General features: G+C 53.4%; 18 protein-coding genes and 1 pseudogene. 7 read left to right on the top strand and 12 right to left on the bottom strand.

Annotated elements, in window-relative coordinates; genetic code table 11:
- Window positions 1-24 precede the first annotated feature (24 nt).
- Window positions 25-354: a hypothetical protein gene (locus tag ACYASS_RS15220; protein ID WP_463586735.1), complete on the bottom strand. Its 330-nt coding sequence runs from the start codon at window positions 352-354 to the stop codon at window positions 25-27.
- 33 nt (window positions 355-387) lie between these two features.
- Window positions 388-1,125, bottom strand: a complete 738-nt coding sequence (locus tag ACYASS_RS15215; protein ID WP_463586734.1) for a metallophosphoesterase — start codon at window positions 1,123-1,125, stop codon at window positions 388-390.
- A 144-nt stretch (window positions 1,126-1,269) separates the two neighbouring features.
- On the opposite strand from ACYASS_RS15215, the gene ACYASS_RS15210 reads away from it, so the two are divergent.
- On the top strand, window positions 1,270-1,698 hold the full coding sequence (locus tag ACYASS_RS15210; protein WP_463586897.1) for a helix-turn-helix domain-containing protein: 429 nt from the start codon (window positions 1,270-1,272) through the stop codon (window positions 1,696-1,698).
- Window positions 1,699-1,860: 162 nt separating this feature from the next.
- On the opposite strand, the gene ACYASS_RS15205 is transcribed toward ACYASS_RS15210, so the two are convergent.
- From ACYASS_RS15205 to ACYASS_RS15175, 7 genes are all read right to left on the bottom strand, one after another.
- Window positions 1,861-3,849 (bottom strand): DUF3732 domain-containing protein, encoded by a 1,989-nt coding sequence (locus tag ACYASS_RS15205; RefSeq protein WP_463586733.1) that lies wholly within the window; start codon window positions 3,847-3,849, stop codon window positions 1,861-1,863.
- Window positions 3,833-4,327, bottom strand: a complete 495-nt coding sequence (locus ACYASS_RS15200; RefSeq protein WP_463586732.1) for a three component ABC system middle component — start codon at window positions 4,325-4,327, stop codon at window positions 3,833-3,835. Before ACYASS_RS15200 ends, ACYASS_RS15205 begins: the two co-directional genes overlap by 17 nt.
- Window positions 4,324-5,523 carry an ABC-three component system protein gene (locus ACYASS_RS15195; RefSeq protein ID WP_463586731.1) on the bottom strand — a complete coding sequence of 400 codons (1,200 nt, stop codon included), beginning with the start codon at window positions 5,521-5,523 and terminating at the stop codon, window positions 4,324-4,326. Before ACYASS_RS15195 ends, ACYASS_RS15200 begins: the two co-directional genes overlap by 4 nt.
- Window positions 5,524-6,048: 525 nt before the next feature.
- On the bottom strand, window positions 6,049-7,296 hold the full coding sequence (locus tag ACYASS_RS15190) for a tyrosine-type recombinase/integrase (protein WP_463586730.1): 1,248 nt from the start codon (window positions 7,294-7,296) through the stop codon (window positions 6,049-6,051).
- Window positions 7,297-7,308: 12 nt separating this feature from the next.
- Window positions 7,309-8,229, bottom strand: a complete 921-nt coding sequence (locus ACYASS_RS15185; RefSeq protein WP_463586729.1) for an AAA family ATPase — start codon at window positions 8,227-8,229, stop codon at window positions 7,309-7,311.
- The gene (locus tag ACYASS_RS15180; RefSeq protein WP_463586728.1) at window positions 8,226-10,247 is read right to left on the bottom strand and encodes a site-specific integrase; all 2,022 of its coding nucleotides are present in this window, start codon (window positions 10,245-10,247) and stop codon (window positions 8,226-8,228) included. The genes ACYASS_RS15185 and ACYASS_RS15180 overlap by 4 nt, the downstream gene beginning before the upstream one ends.
- Before the next feature lie 4 nt (window positions 10,248-10,251).
- Entirely contained in the window at window positions 10,252-12,285 is a 2,034-nt protein-coding gene (locus ACYASS_RS15175) for a hypothetical protein (protein ID WP_463586727.1), read from the bottom strand.
- A 41-nt stretch (window positions 12,286-12,326) separates the two neighbouring features.
- On the opposite strand from ACYASS_RS15175, the pseudogene ACYASS_RS15170 reads away from it, so the two are divergent.
- Window positions 12,327-13,208 (top strand): annotated as a pseudogene (locus ACYASS_RS15170) (glutamate synthase-related protein); the annotation flags it as partial.
- 21 nt (window positions 13,209-13,229) lie between these two features.
- On the opposite strand, the gene ACYASS_RS15165 reads toward ACYASS_RS15170, so the two are convergent.
- Complete coding sequence (locus tag ACYASS_RS15165) at window positions 13,230-14,759, bottom strand: glycosyltransferase family 39 protein (protein WP_463586726.1); 1,530 nt, start codon at window positions 14,757-14,759, stop codon at window positions 13,230-13,232.
- A gap of 73 nt (window positions 14,760-14,832) precedes the next feature.
- Window positions 14,833-15,771 carry a glycosyltransferase family 2 protein gene (locus tag ACYASS_RS15160; protein WP_463586725.1) on the bottom strand — a complete coding sequence of 313 codons (939 nt, stop codon included), beginning with the start codon at window positions 15,769-15,771 and terminating at the stop codon, window positions 14,833-14,835.
- 452 nt (window positions 15,772-16,223) lie between these two features.
- Here ACYASS_RS15160 and ACYASS_RS15155 point away from each other — a divergent pair, with 452 nt between their 5' ends.
- On the top strand, window positions 16,224-17,366 hold the full coding sequence (locus tag ACYASS_RS15155; RefSeq protein ID WP_463586724.1) for an OpgC domain-containing protein: 1,143 nt from the start codon (window positions 16,224-16,226) through the stop codon (window positions 17,364-17,366).
- A gap of 116 nt (window positions 17,367-17,482) precedes the next feature.
- A complete protein-coding gene (locus ACYASS_RS15150) occupies window positions 17,483-18,181 on the top strand; it encodes a hypothetical protein (protein ID WP_463586723.1) in 699 nt (232 codons plus the stop codon).
- A gap of 45 nt (window positions 18,182-18,226) precedes the next feature.
- Here the strand turns inward: ACYASS_RS15150 and ACYASS_RS15145 are convergent, their stop codons facing one another.
- On the bottom strand, window positions 18,227-19,423 hold the full coding sequence (locus tag ACYASS_RS15145; RefSeq protein ID WP_463586722.1) for a hypothetical protein: 1,197 nt from the start codon (window positions 19,421-19,423) through the stop codon (window positions 18,227-18,229).
- Window positions 19,424-19,873: 450 nt separating this feature from the next.
- Here ACYASS_RS15145 and ACYASS_RS15140 point away from each other — a divergent pair, with 450 nt between their 5' ends.
- The 3 genes from ACYASS_RS15140 (at window position 19,874) to ACYASS_RS15130 (ending at window position 24,587) form a co-directional block, all read left to right on the top strand.
- A complete protein-coding gene (locus ACYASS_RS15140) occupies window positions 19,874-22,975 on the top strand; it encodes a biosynthetic peptidoglycan transglycosylase (protein WP_463586721.1) in 3,102 nt (1,033 codons plus the stop codon).
- 257 nt (window positions 22,976-23,232) lie between these two features.
- Window positions 23,233-23,820 (top strand): PadR family transcriptional regulator, encoded by a 588-nt coding sequence (locus tag ACYASS_RS15135; RefSeq protein WP_463586720.1) that lies wholly within the window; start codon window positions 23,233-23,235, stop codon window positions 23,818-23,820.
- Window positions 23,817-24,587, top strand: a complete 771-nt coding sequence (locus ACYASS_RS15130; RefSeq protein WP_463586719.1) for a siderophore-interacting protein — start codon at window positions 23,817-23,819, stop codon at window positions 24,585-24,587. Before ACYASS_RS15135 ends, ACYASS_RS15130 begins: the two co-directional genes overlap by 4 nt.
- The last annotated feature ends 138 nt before the right edge of the window (window positions 24,588-24,725 follow it).

The raw sequence follows: 24,725 nt of genomic DNA, 5'->3' as shown, positions 1-24,725 counted from the left end.
CAACAATGATTGAGAGGGCAGTGGCTAGGGGTTCGACCTGGCAGCGTTCCGCGTCATAGAGAGCACCAGTGTCTGCTCAGCTCCATTCACTTCCTCGACCATGAACAAAAGGAAGCTGACGATCAAATACCGCTCGCCTCTGACGGTGACCGCAACCGTGTAGCCTTGCTCCTCATCCATCTTCGCTACGTCGTCGGTAATGACCGTGTCGCCATCAACCGATCGCTCGTGGATGTCGAAAAACATGGCCCCCTTGAACCCTGCACCTGCTGGGCGAGCATCAAGCAAATAGCCACTGATCGTCTCATCGAAGGCGGTCTTTGTGGCCTCAATCAGCTGGGGTGGAAAATACAATGGAAAGTCCTCTGGCCGGCCATCGCCAGCTGTTCATAGCGTGATTACGCACTGGTTGTCGAAATCCACCCCTTCCCCCGGATACCCTCTGGGGTTGGACAAAAACCTTATCCCGTTAATGGTTTCGTCCACTGGCATGTGTGTGTGCCCGAACACCCAGAGATCGATTTTCATGTCCAGGAACTCTTGCCAATTGTTGCCATAAGCGGCGCGCAAATGCGGATGCTTGCCGTAGTCAGGAACGAAATGCATCAGCGGCGGAAAATGCGTGACCACAACCGTCTTGCCGTCAAACGGTTGCTCCAACTCACTACGTAGCCACTCACGCGACTGCTGGGCGACCCGCCTAGTCTGCTGAGGAACCAAGGTTCGATACTGCGGCTCGACCCGGATGACTTTGTAATCATTCATCAGTGCCCGGGCTTCCATCATCGCCAATGGCGCGTTCCCCGTGCCTTCAAAATCGGCCCATCCTGTACAACCTATAAATCGCACACCCTCCACGGCCAGCGTGCGCTGCTCCAAAAAGTGCACGTGCGGGGCGCTGGATGAGTTCAAGCGACCAAGCGTTTTGTCCCAGCTCGACTTGTAGAACTCATGATTGCCGGCCACCAGAATCGTCGTTTTCGAAAAATGCTCGCCGGCCCACTCAGAGCTTCGCCCCTTGATGTTGATGTCGCCGGCAAGAACCGCGACGTCATACAAAGATGGATCGGGCAGCTCAACGGGCTCAAACTCGGCGTGCAGATCCGACATCGCTAGCAGCCGCATAAGTCGATTTACCGTTTATTGAATGTTGAGAACGCGCATTTAATGAATGGTATACGCTGACGATGCTAGACGTCAAAGCGTGGCTTCATTCTCTTCTTTTGTGAGCACATCCAAGAGATGGGATTCCAGCCAATATTGGGCCAAGTGTTGCGCGAGCTTCGTGTCGCGGCAGGCCTGACCCGTGAAGCGTGCGCCGAGGTATTGAGCAGGCCTCATCTGGCCAAGGTTGAACTGGGCCAACAAGCCATAACGGCGATCAAGCTGCATTCCCTATGCGAGCTGCTAGGTGTTCCGACCAGTCAGGTACTGCTGGCAGTTGAGGCTCGCCTGCGAGGTATAGACCTGGACGCCTACAAGGCCCTCTGGGATGTCAAGGTGGCGAATCATTTAGGGCTCGGCCTCCTCGGGAGTACTCCTCAGGAATCTGCGGCGAGGGGCGTACGCGGCAAGCGCGCAGATGAAACCATGGAGGCTGTCAGGAAGCTTCAGGGTGAAGGGCATCCAAAGATGGTGGTCGTACGCCAGTTGGGGGTAAGTCGCTCTACCGTGGATAAGTACTGGCTCAAGACCTAGCGTGTCGCCGCCAATTCTTCAAGCTCTACCCGAACAGATCTGAGGAGGCCGATTGTCATGCTCGGGCTGCGATCTAACAACAATCAAGTCTTTGTCATGATTACCCACCGAAGCCACTAGAGCCTGCGGTGAGTATCACAACACGTGCTGAGAAAGACTCAGTCAGGCGGCATCTATCCAGTGAGCGGGGATGAGGCCATCGCCCTTCCGCTCCCAAGCTTCAACCTCAACTGTATGCTCAACGCCACCCCAGATGTCAGGCCCGGCGTGTTCCAGTACGATTATCTGAATAAAGTGCCCAGCGCGCCTCAGCCCTTCGGACAGCACTTCAAAGATTCGACGTGTAGCAATCACATCCGCAGGCCTGCTCTGGCTGATAGCTTCAAACCCGTTATCTAAAGCGTTGAATCCAGCGGAGTTACTGGGAAAATAAACTTGGCTCGGTTGGTCGATCACAATAAAGCTGAAGGGCGGCAGGTTTCTGTTCTCATCACGCGATAAGTATTCATGGATGCCCAAGAAGGTCGCGATGTGGTATCCCATCCAGTTAGCACCACTGCCAATCTCCCAAAGAAAGTCTCTTCTGTTCTCGGATTCAAAGCGTAGAGTAAGCTCCTTCCTATCTAGGAAGATACGAGATCCTGGAGTGCCGTTGAGTCCAAACTGGTCGGCGTATTCTTCGATCATCGGAGTCAGTTGCTGATCGACTTTCCGTTCTCGCTCTCCTCTATGGATAGCGGACATTGAGTCACTGTAACCCTTGATGAGTTTCTCTAGCTCGCTGAGCCGGCTCAACAGATCGTGATCAGCATCCGAGCCGTCGAGCTGCTTAACGAGGCGGCTGATCTCTCCCGCCACGAAGTAGATTTGACCGACCGCATCGCGGGTGCGCTTATCATCCTGGATCAAACGATTGCGCTCTTTGAGCAGACGGGAAAGCTCACGCTCCTCTTTCGCTCGCTTGCGCTTGAGAACCGCCAGCTGCTGATCGACGACCGGATTATCCTTCAGCGCATCCGAAATCCGAGTGGCCTGGTTGACCTTTGTTTCGAGGTTCTCGATTACCATAGGTAATGCGTTTGTGTAAGAGCCGCATGCGACGCAGTGTCCACCGTCAGACACGCATTGCTTAAGCCAATCGAGGCCTATCACATGGGATTTCTCGATATCGATCGCAGCGACAAAACGCTCACTTGTGCGGGCTAGATGAGAAAAACCATCAATTTCTGTGTCGAGTTCATCGATGATTGCCTGCTGCCTAGCAACAGCAGCAACGGCCTCTTTGAGCTTCTCAGAGATGTGGAGGCGTTGGGGCTCTAAGAGTGTTTGCTCCAAACGCCCTTCTTCAGTCGCTGTGAGTATACGCCTGAGCTGCACCAGCTTTTCAGCACTCATCGAAGCGTTTGCGGAGGATAGCAATCCCAGCTGTACGCACCTATCGAATAAGTTATCAATGTCCGCGTGATGGCTTGCCTTGGCAGCGGCGTGAATTTCCATTTGCCTGCGCAACTTGTCCTGCTCCCGCTGCGCTTCGTCCCGGCGACGTCCGTTTATGACATAGTTAGCGTCAACCATGCCCAGCGCGTATGGCATAGCCCTGGTCAAACGCTCTTTATGCGCAAATGAATCAGTTTTGAAGAAGAGTGTGTTGGGGTTTGCCACGATGTGCTGAGGAAGGAAATTGAACGCCGCCATATCTCGATAGGTGGATTTGCTATCGAAGCCCGATGGCTCATCAGACTCAGAGTGCGTAAGGTCACTTACGCGAACCATTGCATTGATCTCCGCCTGGTACTGGCTTTGATTATGGGTTCGAGCGACCCTAGCGGGGATCTCACCACCATGGGCATCTAGCATGACAAAATCGTTAGAGCCTTGCGTCGCCCCTGGAGTACGCCGCCCCACAATATAAGTCGCGTCCAGGATGCGAATCTTTAGGCCGAACCAATCAACAGAGTCTCGAATGATCCCGATCGGGATATGGCATTTCTTGGCGCCGAGGACGTAGTCAATGATATGAACAATTGACGACTTACCCGTACCGCTAATCCCGTGGATGATGTTGATTTTTCCCTCCACGAAGGGAATGACTCTAGGCTCCATGTGCTCAAAACGAGACCAAAGGATGACAGCGTCAATTGTGAATTTCATTGGGAATTCCAAACATGAGCTTATACAAATTTTCCGTGGACTCAGCAGCGAACCATTTGGCAAGTTTCTCTGCGGTTTGCAACATCGCGCCAGGTATCGTGTTTCGTATGCCATTTGGCCAACGAGTCGATAGCGCTTGAAATCGACTGTCGTCAAGCTTGCCGATGAGGTGTGCAGAGACTGCGAGATTAAGGCCTTGAAGGGTAGCACCGACGTGAGCTTGCACCCGTTGCTGCAGATCGATCTTGAGCGAAGGCGCCTCCCTAAAAACCGTTGCTATTGTTGATCGCGCGTTGCGTTTGCTCAACGCATCACGGGATCGCTCGTTCCAAGTCAAAGGCAGCACGAGCATCAGCTTCGGTAGGTCAGGGGCCTGCCCCGAGGAATTGCTTTGATATTGGCTGATGAAGTGAGCAAGCACGAAACACGCCAGCGTCGAATTGTGGATCAGTTGACGATCGAGGAAAGGCTCACTCATTCGTCACCATCCGAAGGATCACGGTGCCAGTGGATGGGAGACCGTGTTTCGATCTGATTTGCCATTCTGTGGTACGTCCCGCAAAACAGATATTGCTCCGACGACTTAACTCGCCCAACTTTCATAGGAAACGTCTCTGGGAACAGAGTCTTGGCAAGGACGGTGTTGTAATCTGGAACGTCAAATTGATCGAGTGTCTTGCTAGACGCAATCCGATGTGCCCCCGAGATTGACCGCCACCGCGCACAGAGGACATTTTCTGCAGTGTCGAAATCGTCCAGTAGCACCCGCCCTGAGTCCAACAGTCGGACGCGCTCCGAGTAGGCCGCGCAGTAGTAGGTAAATTGCTCCTGTAGAAGGTCACTCGGTATGCTGAGCTTGGTGAGCTGCCCCATAAACAACATGCTTTCCGGATCAAGCATTTGGGCCCATCTGGAAAACTCTGTTTTCTCAAATGGGAGAGGCTCCCAAGGGCCATTCAAAATTTTGTCCACCAAAGCTTGGCGCAGATTGTAGAAAGGTTGGGCTTGCGTCCAAAACTGCTTACGATTAACCCAGCTTTCCTGGCACTGCCTGAATAGGAAACCCACCAAGCCGTCGTAGATCATCTCACTGCAAGCAATTGCGTCCTCGGGTAGGTGCAGAGAAGCGATGATGCGCTCCTTCATCTGAGCGTTGAGCTGACCATCCTCAACACGCATTCTTTCAATTACGAATTCAAGATCATCATCCGGATATCCGACTACATCCTTGGCTATCTTGCCTGCCTCCCCAGTCATGGTGGTTGCGTGGGTACGTAAGGCTGTGAGCGCCGACGCGACATCTGCTTCGGAGCTAGCCTCAGATAGACGCATAACCAGAGTGCCCTTTTTCACTAGCCGGTTGGTTACGAGGAGGTATTCCAGATGGTCGAAGCTTTGCCGTGCTTCTGCGAGCCCCGTCAGCCAGATCCGCAACGTCTTCCAAAGGTTTTTACTGCTGTCCTGCAGGGGATTTTTGCGCGGCTGGACCGACAGTTTTGCCTGTTCTGAAACTCGCCGAACTCCTGACGATGTCTCGCTGATTTCTTCGACATCGTCAGCCGTTTCTATACCAAATCGAGTCTGAACGTTCGGAGCGTTAAAAATCCGATAGAGGGCACGTTCGTATTGGTAGCCATAGCCCGCTGCGCTGGCACTTGCTTCTTGATCTGTCATCTTTCCATCTCGTCTTCCATGTCCCACAAGAGAACGATGCAACCGCTCGGGCCAGATTCACTCCCGCGCGAGACCGGCCGAGAATAATATCATCTAGCCACCCTGCGATCTTAACAGGATCCAAGAACCTCAGAACCCGATTTTCTAAGTTCGAAGCTACCGGACGCGGGACTAACGAGGCGGCGCAGAAGGCCCCATCGGCTGATCATTAGGCTTCAGCCGTACCTCGTAAGAGCATGACGGTAGAGTTGTGATTTGAGCCGGCAACCCAAGTAAAGAAGGTACTGGCTCAAGGGCCCATGCCGTCAGCACCGAGGACACGCGGGTTGGTGTATGAATGGGTGAAGTCAGAAGGTTAGTAAGCCGCGATTTGCGGGCGGTTGGTACTGATTGGCGAAACATGCAGGGGAAATAGGCGATACCTCGTCGAACGGTTGAGTCCGTCCCAAGCAACAGCTCTAGGGATGGCGCGCGGGTCGGCCTCAATACCACCATTTGAAGTACAACCCGCTTTCCCCTCCCCGTTCACGAATCCACGTTCCCCCCAGAGGAAGATTCAAAAAATCTCATCACCGATGCGAGAACGTGCGCTGGCATGCTCTCATTTACGACTTGACCCACATGCGGCGTGAGCAAGGGAAGCCAAGCGTCAGCCTCGGTACCGATGACTGTCCGGATGTATCGCTTGGTGATTTCAAGATCCGAGTGACCAAGCTGAATTCTCAAGGCCTCGTGGATGTCATGAGCATACGCGAGGTTCGGTTTTAGGCCATGGGCTTTGAAATAGTGATAAACGACATAGGTCGCATAGGTGTGACGCAGATGGTGAGGAGCGATCCTGCGACCCAGTTTCTCCGACGCCGCCCTGAACGCGTCCCAGATATCATGAAACTCAACCCGCTTGCCGTTTGCGGTCAACCACAGAGGCGCTGACTCATCAGGGTAGCGATGAGAAAACAACTTGAGGCGTTCCTTGCGACTTCCCACAATGTATTCATTGTGCAGACGCTTCAGCGCGTCAGTGAGCACCGCGCATCTCAACAAACGCTTCTTGCCCTTGGGGAGGTACGTTAACCGCTGAAACGGAACACCCTTAGCCTTAAGCTCGGGATAACGAAGCCATCCAGGATTTTTAGCATCGGCTCCGAGGGGCAGTTGTACAACACCACCAATACGTAAACCCGTGGTCACCATCATATAGCCGATATAATTATACACGGGATCAATGTCTGATAGAGCGCCACTGAGTTCCATGTACTCCTCGTTGCTTAAGACAACATCTTTGTAATCCAGAATCTGAACCTCCGACTCAAGACCCGGATCACTTTTACCTCCTCGATGTTTTGTGGGCTTATCCGCAGCGACAATCGATTTACCGGATTGATATCCTGATTCTATCTTAGACTTTGGCGGAAACTCAATAACGCATACAATAGCTCCTTCCGCACACCACTCATAGAAAGCGCGCCACGATCGGTAGTAGGCATTTATGGACTGAGGCTGGACACCGCCATCTCTAAGTGCTTTCTTCAACGCCATCATATGAACTTCATAGGTAGCCTCATCGAACCTCACGCCCATGTCGACACAGGAATCAAACCATATCTTCAAGTGCTTGAAGTTATTTATAATCGTCGTGGGCTCTCGCCGCCCTCCACGTGCCATGGTCGATTTTCGAAGATGGTGGAGGTATTTAGCTAAAGGAAAGTGTAACACCCCACTCAGGTGAGGGATCGGGGTTCCATCGGTATGGGTTACGGACTCAATATACATATCGGATTCCACTCAACTGCGCAACATCATGATCTCATCGAAATGCTCGACACTATCAATCAGCGAGGGATATTCAATAGACTTTAACATGGCACGCAGCTTGGATACCGGAACCTTCCGTGCCTCTTCTCGACCTCTATTTCGAGACTCCAAGGTGTCCAAATCCGCATAAAACACCACTGCCACGACTTTTGTCTTCTCATGTTGCTGAGCAATATCCAACAACTCATATCTGTCACTTTGGGTCAGGTTGCATGCGTCGAACACGATGGAATAACCCTTACTCCCCATACAGCCCTTACTCCAACTCGACTTCCCGCTGCCAGGAGCACCGATGGTAATGAATAAAGTCTTATCCACCGGCCTGGCCAACGCGCTGCGAAGCTGATTCAGTGCCTGTACCCAGGCTTTCTTAAACGCAAGCTGGTCATTACCGTGGCGTTCAGCATCAGGGCTTATGAGTTTAGGCTTGTTCTGCATATTGACAACGACAGGAGTCGTCCCCGCATGCCGCAGCGCATTAGCCTCAAGCATACGTGTGCGTGATTCTAGCTCGTCAACCTTGCGCTGACTCGCAGTCAACAGAACCTGTAGGCGCTCCCTGATGTGTTCAAGATCGCGGACATTTTCCAAGAGGCTGTAATTCTCAACCAATGCGTTGTGCAGCTTTGTTGCGACAGGCACATCCCCAGTTTCTTGCCCGGAATTTTTTTGTGCTTTGCGAAACGACGTTATTTCTTCGCCTAGCTCCGCCCAGCGTTTGACTAACTCCTTGTCAGGGGTGTTGAGCTTGCCATAGAGGTATTTCCTGTCGATTTTCGCTCGGGCTGCGACGGCGGAGACTGTTACTTTGACGCCAGTCGATTGAAATTCAGCTTTGAGCTGGTCGAAGGCAGTTCGTGCATCCGCCAAACGATCTTTATTTTTGATCATTTGAGCGCTTCCACAATGGGCGTGTACAGCTCAACAAACTCACGGGCAGTGGCCATGATATGAAGGTTCTGGGCGTAGTCATCAACGACGGCACCATCAATGAGCGATTTATAGAAGCCCAGCGACTGCTCCAGCGCCTGAGACTCGCACTGGGTTAAAAGGCAGTGATCACACTTAGCGCCCACGCACTTGCTAACGAACGGCAACCCGCCCGCATGGTGCTGATTCTCCATTGCATCGGTGAGCTCCACTGCCGGGATGAGCTTTACACACGGCTTCTCGGCCTCATCAGTAGGATCAAAGGCACAAACGGCTAAAGGCGTCAGCAGGAAATGCATCGAGCCATGGAGGGCCCGCTCACGCAGATATTCCTCTATTGTGGCCCCGAGACCGTCCCCCGTGATGCCCTCAAACAATGGATCTTGCTGGAGCCCCACTCTCATCCGCTCGCCAACAGGGCCTGCCAGCTTCCCTTCCTGTGCAGACTTCCCGATGTTGCCGACAATTTTGAGCGATTGCTCAACCAAAATTTCCTGCCGGGCTTCGACAATCAACGGGTTATTCCGCAGGTACATCTCTGTCATGTTCATCGACTTGTGGGAGAATAGACGCATGACCAGCAGCGGCCCTAGCACGGGGCTGTTCATCACAAACCACCCCGCAATCGTTTTGCGAAATTGGTGCGGGTGCGGCTCGTAAGCTACGCCGACATCGCGGGCGAACGCCTTGACGTAGTTGATCAAGCTCGTCGTCGTCAACTGGCCACTGACGTGATCGCTTTTTTCGTTCGACATCAGGGGCGCGAGCAGATAGTCCTCACGCCGTTTCAGCGTACCGAGCTTTTCCAAGACCCTGACAGCCTGGTACGTAGCCTCAGGTACAGGTATCGAAATTACCTGGCCCTGTTGATACTCCCTGCTGGTCTTGCGTACGGTCACCGTCATTCGGTAGAAGCCGTCGATGCCCATCGTCGGATCAGGCACACAGCAGCCCACCCTCAGATTTCGCATCTCCCAACTTCTCATGCCTGTTGTGAACAGGATTACTGTGATCGCCGCTCTTTTGATGTGCGAAAGGCATCGTTCAGCTTCTTTACGCTCCATTCTGATTGTAGAGTTCGTGGGATCTGACGGAGGGGCATACGGCACAAATACGATATCAAACGGTAGCCCCTCGCCTAAAGTAGAAAAATCCACATTTAGAGCCTTGCATACTTTTTTTACTCGCCCCAGAGTGACGGTGCTCCCCGATTTATGTTGAACAACGCCTTCATAAATGACTTGGTGAAGGTGGATCAGGGGCTCCGCATACTGCTCGATATAATCTAGAGCCGCTGTCGCCAAAGGAAAAGCGTATTCAAGTGGGATCGCTTGCCACCCTGAGACCTCTTCTGGGAGAGCGAGTTCTTCTTCGACTTCATAGTCCTTGAAATCCGCCAATCGCTTGCCATCGAATGGATCACTTTCGAGCTTTAAAAATGAAGGCAGCATGCCCTCATCTTGGGAGAGACGCCACCACTCAGCGAGCAGCCGAACCTTATCCCACTTGGTATTATCATGCTGCCTAAGAGAATTGACTGAATTCAAAAAATCAGCAAAATCTTCTTGTTGAATATCTCTGGGCAGCTTGAAGTGCCCGCCGTCATGTTTCGCTACCAACAACCCTTTCCCAATGAGCCATTGGGCGAACTCTTTCGCGGCATAAACGATATTATAAACGGTGCGGGGACTGCGCTCCATGATTGCAAATCGGCCAAGAAGACAGAACGCAATCATTTTAAACAGCGTGATCATAGGAAAATGGGTTCGTTCGGAAGACCCAATGACAGCTTCAACACTAATAAAATACTCAAGACCTTCCTTTCGAAAATCCCAAGCTGGGTCTTTGAGCTTACTGGCATGACTGACAGGATGATCGCCCCAGGTCTTAATTACATAATCCAAGATGTCCCAGCAATCAACGGTACTTGGATCCGATGATTTGAGATTTTGAGCTGGAGTCCTGACTGTTTGAGCCATGTGCTTATCCCCGCGCGATCACAGATGGTAGGTAAATGGCACCGCTTTTCGCATCTGCCCATGCTTTGGATACAGCCTCCTGATCCGACCAATTCGAGAGCAAGTCATGCGCGCGAGCATGCTTGCGCCCGTACTCAACCTCCCAGCGATCATCGGCCAACGTCGGTCGCATCGACTCGTACTGAAGAATTCGGGTGGCGATCCTCGGAAGGTGTTGCTCAAAGACCCGGCTCTGGCTGCACCCCAAGCACATGTCGTACTCGTGGCATTTGGAGTCAGCTAGAACGATTGCTCCCTCATAATCGGGATCACTTGGATCAGAACATGAAGCGTAGAAACCTGGGACTTCATGAGGATCTGCCGCTCGCCCTTCTTCCACCCTTACCCCACGGAATTTACGCGCCTCCTCCAAGTACTTTTGCTGGAGCGTGAAGGTTGCAATGTCAGTGATTGTCCGAGCAGCTCCTAGCGCAAGGTAACGGCTAAGCGTGGTGTCAAACTCCTTGTGATTCAAGGAGTTTGCGAGCGAAGCATGGAGCTCTTGGTAATTTCTGGCCTCGCCGATGGCCTTCAGCAGCTCCCTCGTCGCATAAACCTTCCGAAAGCGACGGGAGTCGAGCGTACGGATACGCTCTTTAGTCAAATTTCCATTGTCATCGGCTTTAAGATCCCAGATCTCATGACGCCGCAGAAACTTTTTCGCGTCTGCTGAAAAAATGCCATCGATACTGTAGTCAAGGCATTCACCATTACGAAAGTGCAGCCACAGCGAATCTGCAGATTTTGAATTAACAAGTTGCGAAAGGGGTTCCGCATACCATAAAAAAAATTCGAGTACGGGATATATTCCTTCATCTGAAATAGTGACATAAGTGTCATCAACTTCGATCGTCGTACGTCCTTTCCCCCGACCTTTGTATCCGCGAATCCTGCATCTTCTTGAATCTAAGGGATCCTTCCAATCAAGAGGTGAAGTACTAAACCCCTTGATTCTGTATCTACGTTTCCAGGTCATAACGACTTCAAGATTTTTTCCTGAGAAAATCAGAAAAAAGACAAGGAAGGGGAATAACGACTCTTTGCTTGGAACCTCTCTTTCCGCCAGCCTTCTCAGGTGCTCTGTAACGGCTAACCCTGGTGCCGGGCATACATAGGGAAACTCTGCTTCAAACGTCATGGACGGACTAGTCTCCGAAACATTTCCTCGAATGCTCAACAACCGACCGATACCACTAAATGATTTGGTTCTCACCTCACCGTTGCGAAAAGACAAATGCTCGCAGTAGGAATCGACTATCTTGCGCGAGTAATTATCTTTCATCTTTCCGAGCGTATGCCGCTCCGAATGTTCTAGAACCGCAGAGAATTCCTTGGCATTGTTCATCAGTGATTCGATGTCACTGGTGACAGCACCGATTAATTGATACATCACCGCATCGCTATATGGCGCAAGCGGCGCTGGAGTATCAGAACTATAGATAGGAATTGAAAAGGTGCTCGGCATTAATTCGGAGCCCATGACTCGTTCAATCACAGCGCAGCAACGTCGGAACATCGTTGACTTATACCTGCTACCCATCTCAACCGAACGAAGATCAGCTCGCCACTCACAGATGAGGTGAAAGTTTAGATCTTTGTAGCTATTAAGCTTGATATCTTTCCTTCGACAGAAATCGAAAAACATACCCACTGCATTACGCTTATAAGATGCCTCTGCGTGGGAAATGCGACTCTCCAGGCAGATAGTTTTCAATCCCTGAGCCAGAGCCGTCACTGCCCAAGGAAATTCATCAATGAACTCGGAATAGAACAACCGGCTAGGATTGACATCAATCTTCATGAGTTCTTTTGTCTTGGCGCTCTGGGCGTCAATAGTGAGCGAGACCAGCTCACCCGCCTGCTTCCCTGCTTGTGGTCGCCAGCGCCAAACGGTGGTGAGGGGGTAGAAGCCATTGTCCTCTCTGAGGTCTAACGGCCGGATGGCCTTCTCATCATTGATGACTCCTTGAACATCATGCTTGGTACGCTTACGGCCCATCGGGTAGCTCCTAGATCAACAAACCTATAGTACATAAGTTTATGAGCCAAGGCGCCAAACCCGGCCACGGAGGCATCCTGCCCAAGCACAAGGTCACCAGGGAGATCGCCGAAACCCGCGGCATTCTGATGGGTGAAGACTGCGTGTCGCCGTCCCGCCACAGCGCGTTCTCCACGCCGTGCGAACTGATGCACTTCATTGCTCAACTGCGTGAGCTGTCGGGCGGCAAACCGGTAGGCTTCAAGTTCTGCCTGGGCCATCCATGGGAATTCATGGGTATTGCCAAAGCCATGCTGGAAACCGGCATCCTGCCGGACTTCATCGTGGTCGACGGGACGGAAGGCGGCACCGGTGCAGCACCCGTAGAGTTTACTGACCACATGGGCGTGCCCATGCGCGAAGGCTTGTTGTTCGTGCACAACACCCTCGTAGGCCTCAACCTGCGGGACAAGATCAAACTGGGTGCGAGTGGAAAAATCGTCAGCGCTTTCGATATCGCCAGCGTACTGGCCATCGGCGCAGACTGGGCAAACTCGGCACGCGGCTTCATGTTCGCCATTGGCTGTATTCAGTCGCAGAGCTGCCACACCAACAAATGCCCTACCGGCGTCGCGACTCAAGACGCCCTGCGCCAGCGCGCACTGGTGGTGCCGGACAAGGCCCAGCGAGTGTTCAACTTCCATCGCAATACGCTCAAAGGGCTGGCGGAAATGCTCGCCGCAGCGGGTCTGGATCATCCTTCGCAACTGGAAGCCAAACATCTGGTGAGGAGGATGTCAGCCACCGAAATCAAACTGTTCTCGCAGTCCCATGTGTTTCTTGAACCCGGACAGTTGCTGACTGGCGACGTGGACGGCAGCTTTTATTCCAACATGTGGCAAATGGCTAGAGCAGACAGCTTTGAGCCCAATGCGATTGGCTGAAAGCGTGATAGACACTGTTGATCAGCGAAGCGAGGAGGGCTCCAGCGTGTAGAGCAAAACGGTAGCGTCGCTAGCAGACATGCCATCGACGAGGCGCCAATGTTCAGGAAAATCGGGCCTCGTTTGAGACGCGTCGTAAATAAACCAGACGCGGCGCGCGTCCGCGTCGATTAGCCCCAAACTATCTATATAAAATGCCTTTCCGTCCTGATCCCACAATGAGCCATCGCGCAAATGATCAGGACGCTCCCCGAACACATTAACCGGCATGAAGAGAAGCGGTTTCGTATCGGTTTTATTGTAATAAAGGGCACTTGGATAGAAATAGAGATCATAGACCAACACCCGATCACCGGTCGCACTGTGCGCGTTCACGTAAGCCGAGACTCTATCAATGCCACTTTCCTGACGTTGATAAGGATTATTCAGCCTGTATTGGCCGGCATAAACGTTATGCAGACCGCTCACCTGCACACCCAGAAGCACAACCAGGCAAACAGCGCCAATCCGACGACAACGAGCGATCAGTTGATCCAGACCCAGCGCCAACAGCAACGGGAGACCCATTGCTGCGAACAAAAAATAACGGGGCCAGAACAGCGATACCTTGAATGACACCAATGCGACCAAAAGAATGGGTGCAAACGTGTACAACGTCAGTAACGCGTTAAAGCGATAATGACTAGGCTCCCGTTTCAGCAGCGTGACCGTTATCACCACAATTATTAAAGGAGCACAAAAGTAGGCTATCAACGGCCGGTCCGAGGCGGATTCAAGTGTCAGAAACAGCCAGATTTGTGAGACGACAGAGCCGACACTCACCTGAGGTATCCAGCCGACGGAATTCAAATGGGTCAACTGTGCGAATAATTCGGACACCCAAGGGAGGTACAGCACAATCACTGCCAGATTAGCCATCCACCACCTGTAACTCATTGCCAGTGACCGGCCTTTTTCACAGACAGTAAGAAGGTATAACCAGTGGACAGCCAGGCAGAGCGCGGCAAAATAATGCGTGTAGAACGCCAAGGCCATAATCAGCGCGTAAACATACAGGTACCGGTCGTGTCTGGAGTTTTTCACCCAATAGACCAGCGCCAGTGTCGAAGCAAGACAGCACAGAGCGACCAGCGCATACATGCGGGCCTCCTGACTGTATCGAACGGCAAAAGGCAAAAACGCCGATAGAACTCCAGCCAGAATCGCAGCACGCCGGGTAGCGATCACGCCGACAAGCCAAACGCTGACCGGCACTGTCAACACACCTGTCACCGCACTCATGAGGCGAACAGAAAAAACACCATCGCCCAACAAAATCATCCAGACGTGCAGCAGAAAATAATAAAGAGGGGGATGTACATCGTTGGCGCTATAGCGCCATATATCAGCCGGTGGCATGGCGCTTATCAGTACACTGTAGGCTTCATCAAACCATATAGCAGAATGGGTAATACCGTATAAACGAACTGCAACTGCCAGGGTCATGACAGGCAGGAGTTGATAATCACGAAGCCGGAGAATGCCTGGCGCCCAGCGGGCTACGCACGACATGGAACTCTCCTTTCGATGACTGTAAACACTTTCACGGTGCATGGGTTCTTGAGGCAGTAAACCCTCCCACTTCTCAGGACCCTCTCGGTTGGAAGCCTGCCGAGCTTTCCACCACATACCGCGGCCGGTGTTTGGCTTCCATATAGATGCGGCCTACATACTCGCCTAAAACACCTATCCCGATCAGTTGAATACCCCCTATCAATAACAGAGCGGTCATCAGCGGCGCATACGCCGGGATATCGTTATCGAGCACGATACTTTCCACTGCACGGTAAATTCCGTAACAGACCGAAAACAACGAAAGCGCGCAGCCGACATAGGTCCAGATTCGTAGCGGTAACGTGCTGAACGAAGTCACACCATCCAGCGCCAGATGCCAAAGTTTCCTTGCGTTGAATTTAGTATGTCCCGCCCCCCGGGCGGCTCGATCATAATCAATGATGACCGTATGAAAACCTGCCCAGGAAAGTAGCCCCTTCATAAACAGCTCGTGCTCCGGCAGCGCTTTTATAACGTCCACGACTTTGCGATCCATCAAACGAAAATCACCGACGTTGGGCTCGATCCGCGTACTGCCGATCACATTCATCACGCGATAAAAAAGCGCAGCCGCGTAGCGTTTCAAAGGGCTGTCAACTGAGCGATCCTGACGTCTGGCCAACACCACATCTGCACCTTTTTGCCACTCATTGATCATGCGCGGAATGACGCTTATCGGGTCTTGCAAATCGACATCAATGGGAATGACTGCATCGCCATCGGCATATTCCAACCCCGCTAAAAGGGCAGCCTCCTTGCCAAAGTTGCGGGACAGGTTGACCAGCATCACCTCGTTATCACCTGCAATGAGCTCCCTGACCAACAGATCCGTCTGATCAGTACTGCCGTCATTGATAAAGACAATCTGCAAGGCGATTGCCTGCAAGGAAGATTCCTGCCTGACAGCCTGATAAAACAGCGGAATGGACAGCGCCTCATTAAAAACCGGCGTTATCAAAGAGATCTTCAAGAGTGACTCCTGAAAATCAAGTACCTCGAACAGTCATAGCCACGGTCCTGCCACCCCAGGCACAGCGCGACAAACACCGCCCAATGAATGAAGGTGTTGAAGATGCCTATCAATAGATAACGTGAAAACCTCATTAGATAAGGTGTCATGCGCGCATCGTCCCTGGCTGCACTTTATGTACTGGCTTCCCTGACAACCGACAGCACCGCTGGATGACCCCTTTAGTAAAGGACAGCCTCCTGAATGGCGTATGACCAATGGTCGGAGACTCACCAGAGGCAACGCAGGCAATCGAGACATCCTGTAATTAGCCGACCTTTGCAATTGCGCTGAAAATCCTCCACCCTGCCGCGCCGCCGAACCCGCCAGGACACCCTGATTGACCGGCGGCGCGGAACCTAGAGCCCTCGCGGCTGATCTTTATCCATTACGACATTAAAGAGCTTACCGTTATGAATAACGGACGCGACCTGCGCATCGACTTCTTCCGGGGCCTGGCGTTGATCTTCATTTTTTGGGATCACGTGCCGGACAACCCCCTCGCCCAATTGACCGTACGCAATTTCGGCTTCAGTGACGCTGCGGAAATTTTCGTCTTTCTGGCGGGTTACGCCGCCATCCTTGCCTATGGACGTATCGCTCGACGTGACGGCTTTGTCGTTTCAACCGTGAGGATCCTGCGCCGTACCTGGGTGCTCTACGTTGTTCACATCTTCTTGCTGACGCTGTTGATGGGCATTGTTTTCGTTGCCAATCATTACGTCGAAACCCGCGACATGATTCAGGAAATGGGCCTGCAACATTTTGTCGCCGACCCTCAACAGGCATTGGCGGATCAACTGCTGCTGCGCTTCAAGCCCAACCTGACCGACCCGTTGCCGCTGTACATCCTGCTGTTGCTGGCCTTGCCGTTGATCCTGCCGATGATGCTGCGCAATGTGACCCTGACGGTCGGGCTGTCCATTGGGCTGTACTTGATGGTGCCGCTGGAGGGCTGGAATATTTCCGCCTATGAAGGCGGCGGCGTCTGGTACTTCAACCCGGTGGCCTGGCAATTGCTGTTCGTGCTTGGCGGCGCTTGCGCACTGACGTCTGAAGCCAAGCCTGCGATCAAAGTCGATCAACGCCCGCTTACACAACAACCGCTGTTCATGATTTCAGCCGTATACCTTGTGGGCGCTGCGGTCATGGCGTTCTCCTGGAAATTTCCGGCATTGCACCCCGTGCTCATGCCGCAGTTCGTGGCCGACGGGCTGTATCCGATCAACAAGACTGATCTGGGGCCGATGCGTCTACTGCACTTTCTGGCGTTGGCCTATTGCGTCGCCAAACTGCTGCCCGCTCGCAATACGTGGGTGCAAAGCTGGCCGGCACGACAAACCTGCCGCATGGGTCGTTATTCGCTGGAAATTTTCTGCCTGGGCGTATTGCTTGCACCGATGGCTGACATGCTCAACGCGTTGGCCGGTGACACCTGGCCGATGCAAGTCTGCACCGCGATCCTCGGTCTGGGTCTGATGATGTTGATGGCTGCCTGGCTCGACTTTAATAAGCGCCTGGGTAAACCCAAACCCGCTAATGCGGTCGCTATTTGAGAACAGCGTCTCAATAAGAGTCCCTCTCGGAAGTTTCCCACAACGTTATCAGGCCAAGTTTTACAACACCTGGCCGTTACGAAAAGGGAGACAACCAACCAAGAGAGGGAATTCTCGTGAACATCAATGCAATCGCCTCAACACCACTAAAAATCCCTATGCCTGCTCAACCCAAGGTTGAGCAGCAGACTGCTGCGGCTGCCTCTAAACAAGAACGAATGCTGACGGCTGCGGAGGAGTATTCGAAGAAGTTTTATAGCAAGCAGGAAGAACCATGGAAGTCTGAGGTTGATGAACTCTCCAAGGCAGAGCGGGGGCTAGTCGGTCCCAGGCCAACGACGAAAGAGGAATACCTGAATCAGCAATATCAACTTTCATTTCTGCAGCTTGAAGAGCAATATTCAATGATTAGCAGCTTTATGAAAGAACTGCACTATCTCGACCCTGACATCGCACAAAAAAACTGGAGCTACACACTTGGTCCTAACGGCGAGGTGAAGGTTCTGGACCCAAAAGGAAATCTAACTGATGCGGAAGTTGATCGTTTGACTGAGGCCATGAACATATTTAAACAGCCTGAAGGTGGAAGCTTTAAAGAGAGTTTGCAAGACAGTGCTAGAACCATCATGCGAATTGTTGATCATGACACGAAAAAATTCGGCGGAAAATATCATCTCGACCTCCTTAACTTTCACGAAACGATCGACTACGGAAAAATAAACTTCATAAAAAAAGAGCGTAACGATGACTGGATGAAGCAAGTCTTCTTAAATGGAGAAACCAAGGAAGCCTCACAAATTGATATAAGGGCGTAAAATTGAACAGCGCTCTATCTAACGATAGAGCGCCAGCTTAATCTCCTATTTACTTCTAAAGTCAATCATAAAACGATTACAAATATGCCCAAATAAATAGTCGTGGGGTTTATCAGCCAGATTTTCAAGTAAAACGTTAACACCGGTATAGACGCCCTTCCTGTATCGAGAGGCCCAGGTAGCCGTTCCCTTTGCTTGTTGCTGCGTAAAGTTTTTTGCCAACTCTCCCCCCTCACATTTCCCAAATTCAAGTAGCTTCGAAGCCGTCCCGTCAATGCCGGACATCAGTGTGATCGGGTCAAGAACCGCCGGACCGAAGTGCTCGAAATTGAGCTGCAACAGTCCACCTTCCAATGGAGCAAACTTTGAGTCCCAGAATCTAACATCAAGCAACGCTTTCTCCAGTGCTTGCGTCGCAATGAATCCCGGCTTCTCGAAGTTATGAGGAAACCTCAGCAAACCTGCCTCATGATGCAAGTTATAGGTCATATGCGGATAAGAACCCAGCACAATCTTATAAGGTACGTTTTCAACTTTCGCCCCCTCCACCGCGCTGATCCGGACATTAACCACCGACCCCGGATTCAACCCGCGATGTGCGTTAGGAGTCGTGTGCCTCTTCAACTCCCATTTCCGGCCGTCGACTTGATACTCAAGTTTCCACACTTTGTTGAAGGTTTTCAGCTCCGGTGTTCCCAGCATCACGTCCTGCCCCCGAACCGAAACAAAGCTGTAATGATGCACAGATGCTGTATTGGTCAGCGTCTGTGTTATCTGATGAAGCTTGTCAGATAACTTTGTGAACATCGGCTCATCTACTTCCTGCGCAACCTCAGGTACCACAGCGGGTTCAGCCGGAGCTTGTGGTTCCGGAATGACAACCGTCGGCACTTCAACGACTTCGTGCTGCTCCTCAGCAACCGCCGTCGGTTCGTCACAGTCAACGGGTTCAACCGGAGCCTGTGGTTCCGGGATGGCAACTGTGGGTACCTCAACAACTTCATGCGGTTCTTCAGCAACGGCTGTAGGCACGGTCGGTTCATCACAGGCCACCGGCTCAACCGAGACTTGTGTTTCCGGGATGACTACCGCCGAGACGTCAACAACTTCATGCTGCTCTTCAGTAATAGCCGGGGGGGCCATAGGCTCCTCACAGCCAGTCTTTGCCCACACGTGACAAGAGATCGCCAATAAAACTGCGGACGCGAGTGTACTGCGAACTAACTTCCTGTTCTTTTTCATGATACTTCCTGAATATGAATACATATGATTATTGCAGGGCGTAATGCCACTGACAAAACTGACGTAATCAGCGTTTAATATGCGAGTCAATACTAAACAATCAAATCAGAAAGATCCTATTTAAACAGCAAGACCAGGGTATTAGTCCTACAACACAACACAACACAACACCTCACTAACGGGCTAAACCTGTAGGGAAGACCAGGAACAGTCACGCCATGATGCTAAAAAAATTCATCACCACAGGGGTTTATCAAATCCAGCCCCTTGCCGATAAACCGAAAGAGCCGCTGATGGACCTGCGGCCTGAGTCAAGCAAAGCCAGGGATTGATCCACAGCCTGTTGCTACTCAGGAAGCGCCCTCAGCCCTGGACAATTTTTCCCGCAATCCCGGTCAGCGACTAAGCTTGAGTCAGGTGCGATTAACAGGTTTAACCGGGCCAATCGAAATGGGCGTTTTACGGCATGCAGATACGAAACAGACGGTGATTACAGCGGACCGTAGTGACCGCGCCCCCATGCCGAAAGCCCCTCGCCGCAAAAGCTACGTGTGGCGCGTATTCTGGGTAGTAGTGCTCATGGGGATTGCGGCGCTGGCCGTCGCGATGGTGATCGAGTCACGCAGCTCGCGGTTGCAGGCACTGGAGTTCAGTCGGTTTGCGGCAAAGCTGAGCTACTCGATGCATCCCGGCCCGAGCGATTCAGTGCTCTATCCGGGCGAAGGACCGTTCGACAAACGTCTGGGCTACTCCTCGCTGAATGAGTTCCTGCCGCGCCTGCTCAAGCGCGACTACCTGATTACCGAACAGGTCAGGTTTTCTCCGGATTTGCTCGACTACAGCAAGCGTGGCTTCTTCGTACCGTATGAGGAGAAGATTCAGGCGGGCCTGTCGATCACTGACTGCCGCGGAATCGACCTCTACCAGTTCCGTTATCCACAGCAGTTCTACCCGACCTTCGCCGCGATCCCGCCCCTTTTGGTGCACAGTCTGCTGTTCATCGAAAACCGGGATTTGCTTGATCCACAGCAGCCCATGGCCAACCCGGCAGTGGACTGGCCACGGTTTGCCAAGGCGGCGATTTCCCAGGTGTCGAAGCTGATCGGTTTGCCGGGGCAATCTGCCGGAGGTAGCACGCTGGCGACGCAACTGGAGAAGTACCGGCACTCCCCCGATGGCCTCACGTTGTCGGGTTCGGAAAAACTTCGGCAGATGATTTCCGCCAGTGTGCGAGCCTACCAACCGGGGCAACAGACCCTTGAGGCACGGCAACGAGTGGTGCGTGATTACCTCAACAGCGTACCGCTGTCGGCAGTGCCGGGGCATGGCGAAGTGCATGGCATGGCGGAGGGTTTACGGGTCTGGTACGGCGCGGACTTCGTCAAGACCAATCAGGTGCTCACTTCCAGCGCCAGCGACCCGCAAAGTCTTGCCGCGCGCGGCCTGGCCTTACGTGAGGTGTTATCGCTGGTTATCGCTCAACGTCGGCCCTCGCACTATCTGGCCAAAGGTCGTGCCGAGCTGGCCGAGTTGACGGACAGCCACATTCGTCTGCTGGCCCAGAATCAGGTGATCAATAGCGCTCTGGCCAACGCAGCACTCAAAGCGGATCTGAGCTATCGCAACTGGATGGAGCAACCGACTATTCAGCCCATCGAGACCAACAAGGGCATCAGCGTTGCCCGCAGTCGGCTGTCGGCACTGCTCAATCGCCCGCTGTACGATCTCGATCGACTGGATCTGTCGGCCACCAGCACCTTGCAAAGCGAGCTGCAGAACAGTGTCAGTCAGTACCTGCGTGATCTGGCGGACCCGGCCTTTGCTGCACAGGTCGGGCTGCTGGGCGAACGCTTGCTGACGCCCGCCAGTACCACTCAGGTTCGTTACAGCTTCACCCTGTTTGAACGCGGCCCGGACGGTTCCAGAGTTCGGGTGCAGACCGACAGCACCGATCAGCCGTTCGACATCAATGAAGGCAGCAAGCTTGAGCTGGGCTCTACAGCCAAATTGCGGGTGCTGACCACCTACCTGGAAATCATTGCCGAGCTGCATGACCGTTACGCGGCACAGAGTCTCAGTGCACTCGGAAGAGAGCCCGTAGCCGATCAGGATCGCCTGACACGCTGGGCACTGGATTACCTGATGCAGAACAAGGATCGCGACCTGACGAAGATGCTCTCGGCGGCTCTGGACCGGCGTTATTCGGCCAGCCCGGCGGAGAGCTTTTTCACCGGCGGCGGCATGCATCACTTCAATAACTTTCGCAAGGAAGACGACAACCGCCTGCCGACGTTGCGCGAATCGTTGCGTGAGTCGATCAACCTGCCGTTCATCCGCCTGATGCGCGACGTCGTGCGCTACAGCACCTACCAGGGACCGAACAACAGCGCAGAATTGCTCAAGGATGACGACGATCCACGCCGTCAGGAATACCTGAGCCGCTTCGCTGACCGGGAAGGCTCGGTGTTCATGCTGCGCTTCTGGAAACGCTACAAGGACAAGACCACTCAGGAACGGCTCGACACCTTCCTTGATGGTATTAACCCGACGCCGATAAGGCTCGCGGCCGTGCACCGTTATCTACTGCCAGGCGCCAGTCAGGCCAATTTCAACACGTTTATTCGCGCGCACATGGCCGAGGAAAAAGTCGGGCCGAAGCTCAGCGAGAAACGCTTGGCCGATCTCTATGAAAGCTACGGGCCGGGCAAATACAACCTGCCGGATCAGGGCTACATCGCCAAGGCTCACCCGCTGGATCTGTGGTTGGTGGGTTACTTGCTGCAGCACCCGGAAGCGCAATTCAAGGACGCCGTTGCCGCCAGCCGCCATGAGCGTCAGGAAGTGTATGGCTGGCTGTTCAAGAGTCGCCACAAGAGCGCTCGTGACAGCCGGATTCGCACCATGATGGAGGTCGAGGCATTTCTCGATATTCACCAACGCTGGCAGCGCGTGGGCTATCCGTTCGACCATCTGGTGCCTTCACTCGCCACCGCCATTGGCAGCTCCGGCGACCGGCCTGCGGCGCTGGCTGAGCTGATTGGCATTATTCAGAACGACGGTATCCGCTTGCCAACCCTGCGCATCGACAGCCTGCATTTTGCTGCCGATACACCTTACGAAACACGCCTGGCGAACAATCCGGAACTGGGCCAGCGTGTGTTGCCTTCCGAGGTCGCCGCGGCCATGCGTGAAGCGCTGTCACAAGTGGTCGACAGCGGCACGGCCAAGCGGGTACACGGCAGCTTCAAGTTGCCGGATGGCTCCATCCTGGCAATGGGCGGCAAGACCGGGACCGGCGACAACCGCATCGAAAGTATCGGCTCAGGCGGACGCATCCTCAGTTCGCGGGCGATCAACCGTACGGCGACTTTTGTGTTCTATCTGGGCGATAACCACTTCGGCACTCTGACGGCCTTCGTACCCGGCAGGGCCGCAGAGGGTTTCCGGTTCACCTCGGCACTGCCGGTGCAGGTCCTCAAGGGCATGGCGCCGATTCTGAATCCGTATCTGGAGCCGGGTGGGCATACGCTCTGTAAAACAGGGCTCATGTAGCTCAAAAAACCTCTATCGCAGCCCTCACAAAGCCCCTGTAGGAGCGAGCTTGCTCGCGATTCGGTCTCTTGGACGATGAATTCATCGCCAAGGCGGCCTCCATCGCGAGCAAGCTCGCTCCTTGGGTCCGTGTTTGCAGCACGACTGTGCCTAAGCATGGCTGCCAAGTAGCAAACGAGAACCGTTCGTCTTTATCCCTTGCGCAATCGTAAAGATATATCTTAAGGTATATCTAACGTGTAACAGGAGATGAAGAAATGCGTGATGACCCTCACGACAACGACCACCGTCCATCTCATCGCCAGCATGGCGATGGACGGGACGGTTTTGAGAAGCGCCCAGGCCGTGAACGCGGCGGACGCGGGCCCCGGGTGTTCGCACCTGGCGACCTGAAATTGCTGCTGCTGGCGTTGATCGCCGAGCAGCCTTGCCATGGCTACGACCTGATCCGCCAGATCGAAGGCATGTTCGATGGCGCCTACAGCCCCAGCCCAGGGGTGATTTATCCGACCCTGACCTTCCTTGAAGAAAGCGAATTGATTGAAGGTGATGCTCAGGGTGGCAAGAAACATTACGCCGTCACCGACGCCGGTCGGGCTTCACTGGCTGAGCAGAAAATCGCGCTGGATGGCGTGCGCATGCGGATCGACGTCAGTAAGCGATCACTGCGCGGCCACGACCGCCCCGCTGAAATCCATGAAGCCGTGCACAACCTGCGTCACGCCTTGCAATTGCACCACGGTCGCTGGAGCCCGGAAGAAATCCTGCGGGTTCGGGATCTGCTCAATAACACCGCCAAAGCCATCGTCGATGGCCCCTACGTCAACTCGGAGAAGCCGGTATGAATTCACAGCAATCCATCCACCGTGTCAGCCATGAGATCAAACGCCGCAAGCTGGAAGTGCTGCGTGTAACCGATATCACACCCAAAATGCGCCGGATTACCCTGCGTGGTCCGGACCTGACCGGCTTCATCAGTCTGGGCACCGATGACCACGTAAAACTGATTTTCGCTACCACGCCTGAAGAACAAGCCGCGCTGGATAACTTTGTACCGGGCTCACCCAGCGACGGACCAAAGCCGGTCATGCGCGACTACACGCCACGTCGTTACGATGCGCTGAGCGGCGAGCTGGATATTGATTTCGTGTTGCACGGCGACGGCCCGGCAGCGACCTGGGCAGCACAGGCTGAACCGGGTCAGTTTCTGAACATCGCCGGGCCACGCGGTTCGATGATCGTGCCGGATATATTCGACAGCTATCTGCTGATCGGCGACGAAACCGCCCTGCCTGCTATCGCCCGACGCCTCGAAGAGCTGCCAGCCAATCGCAGCGCGCTGGTTGTAGTAGAGGTTGCGGATTCCGCTGAGCAGCAGGTTTTTCACAGCAAAGCGCAGGTTGATGTGATCTGGATCGTGCGTGGCGAACAGGATCTGGTGGACGTCACCCGCCGCCTGGAAATGCCTGAGGGCAAACTCTACGCCTGGGTTGCGACTGAATCGCTGCTGTCGCGCAAGCTGCGCCGGGTATTACTTGGCGAATTCGGACTGGAAGAGGAGTTCGTCAAGGCTGCGGGTTACTGGCGACTGGACGGGAGTGATGAGGGCTGATTTCTTATCAAATAATCCACAACGGTTTAAATTGGAATGCCCTCTCCTGTGGGAGCGGTGCTTGCCCGCGATAAGTGCTCTGCAAGGTTCGGATATTACCTAAACCTTATCGCGGGCAAGCACCGCTCCCACAGGGTT

It is taken from the genome of Pseudomonas sp. HP_14, from assembly GCF_055283875.1.
This window is presented reverse-complemented; position numbering and strand designations above follow the sequence as displayed.

Coding starts and splice junctions, on each gene's coding strand:
- ACYASS_RS15215 (WP_463586734.1), bottom strand. CDS start 1,125: ATGCGGCTGCTAGCGATGTCGGATCTGCACGCCGAGTTTGAGCCCGTT.
- ACYASS_RS15205 (WP_463586733.1), bottom strand. CDS start 3,849: ATGAAATTCACAATTGACGCTGTCATCCTTTGGTCTCGTTTTGAGCAC.
- ACYASS_RS15200 (WP_463586732.1), bottom strand. CDS start 4,327: ATGAGTGAGCCTTTCCTCGATCGTCAACTGATCCACAATTCGACGCTG.
- ACYASS_RS15195 (WP_463586731.1), bottom strand. CDS start 5,523: ATGACAGATCAAGAAGCAAGTGCCAGCGCAGCGGGCTATGGCTACCAA.
- ACYASS_RS15190 (WP_463586730.1), bottom strand. CDS start 7,296: ATGTATATTGAGTCCGTAACCCATACCGATGGAACCCCGATCCCTCAC.
- ACYASS_RS15185 (WP_463586729.1), bottom strand. CDS start 8,229: ATGATCAAAAATAAAGATCGTTTGGCGGATGCACGAACTGCCTTCGAC.
- ACYASS_RS15180 (WP_463586728.1), bottom strand. CDS start 10,247: ATGGCTCAAACAGTCAGGACTCCAGCTCAAAATCTCAAATCATCGGAT.
- ACYASS_RS15175 (WP_463586727.1), bottom strand. CDS start 12,285: ATGGGCCGTAAGCGTACCAAGCATGATGTTCAAGGAGTCATCAATGAT.
- ACYASS_RS15165 (WP_463586726.1), bottom strand. CDS start 14,759: ATGTCGTGCGTAGCCCGCTGGGCGCCAGGCATTCTCCGGCTTCGTGAT.
- ACYASS_RS15155 (WP_463586724.1), top strand. CDS start 16,224: ATGAATAACGGACGCGACCTGCGCATCGACTTCTTCCGGGGCCTGGCG.
- ACYASS_RS15145 (WP_463586722.1), bottom strand. CDS start 19,423: ATGAAAAAGAACAGGAAGTTAGTTCGCAGTACACTCGCGTCCGCAGTT.
- ACYASS_RS15140 (WP_463586721.1), top strand. CDS start 19,874: ATGGGCGTTTTACGGCATGCAGATACGAAACAGACGGTGATTACAGCG.
- ACYASS_RS15135 (WP_463586720.1), top strand. CDS start 23,233: ATGCGTGATGACCCTCACGACAACGACCACCGTCCATCTCATCGCCAG.
- ACYASS_RS15130 (WP_463586719.1), top strand. CDS start 23,817: ATGAATTCACAGCAATCCATCCACCGTGTCAGCCATGAGATCAAACGC.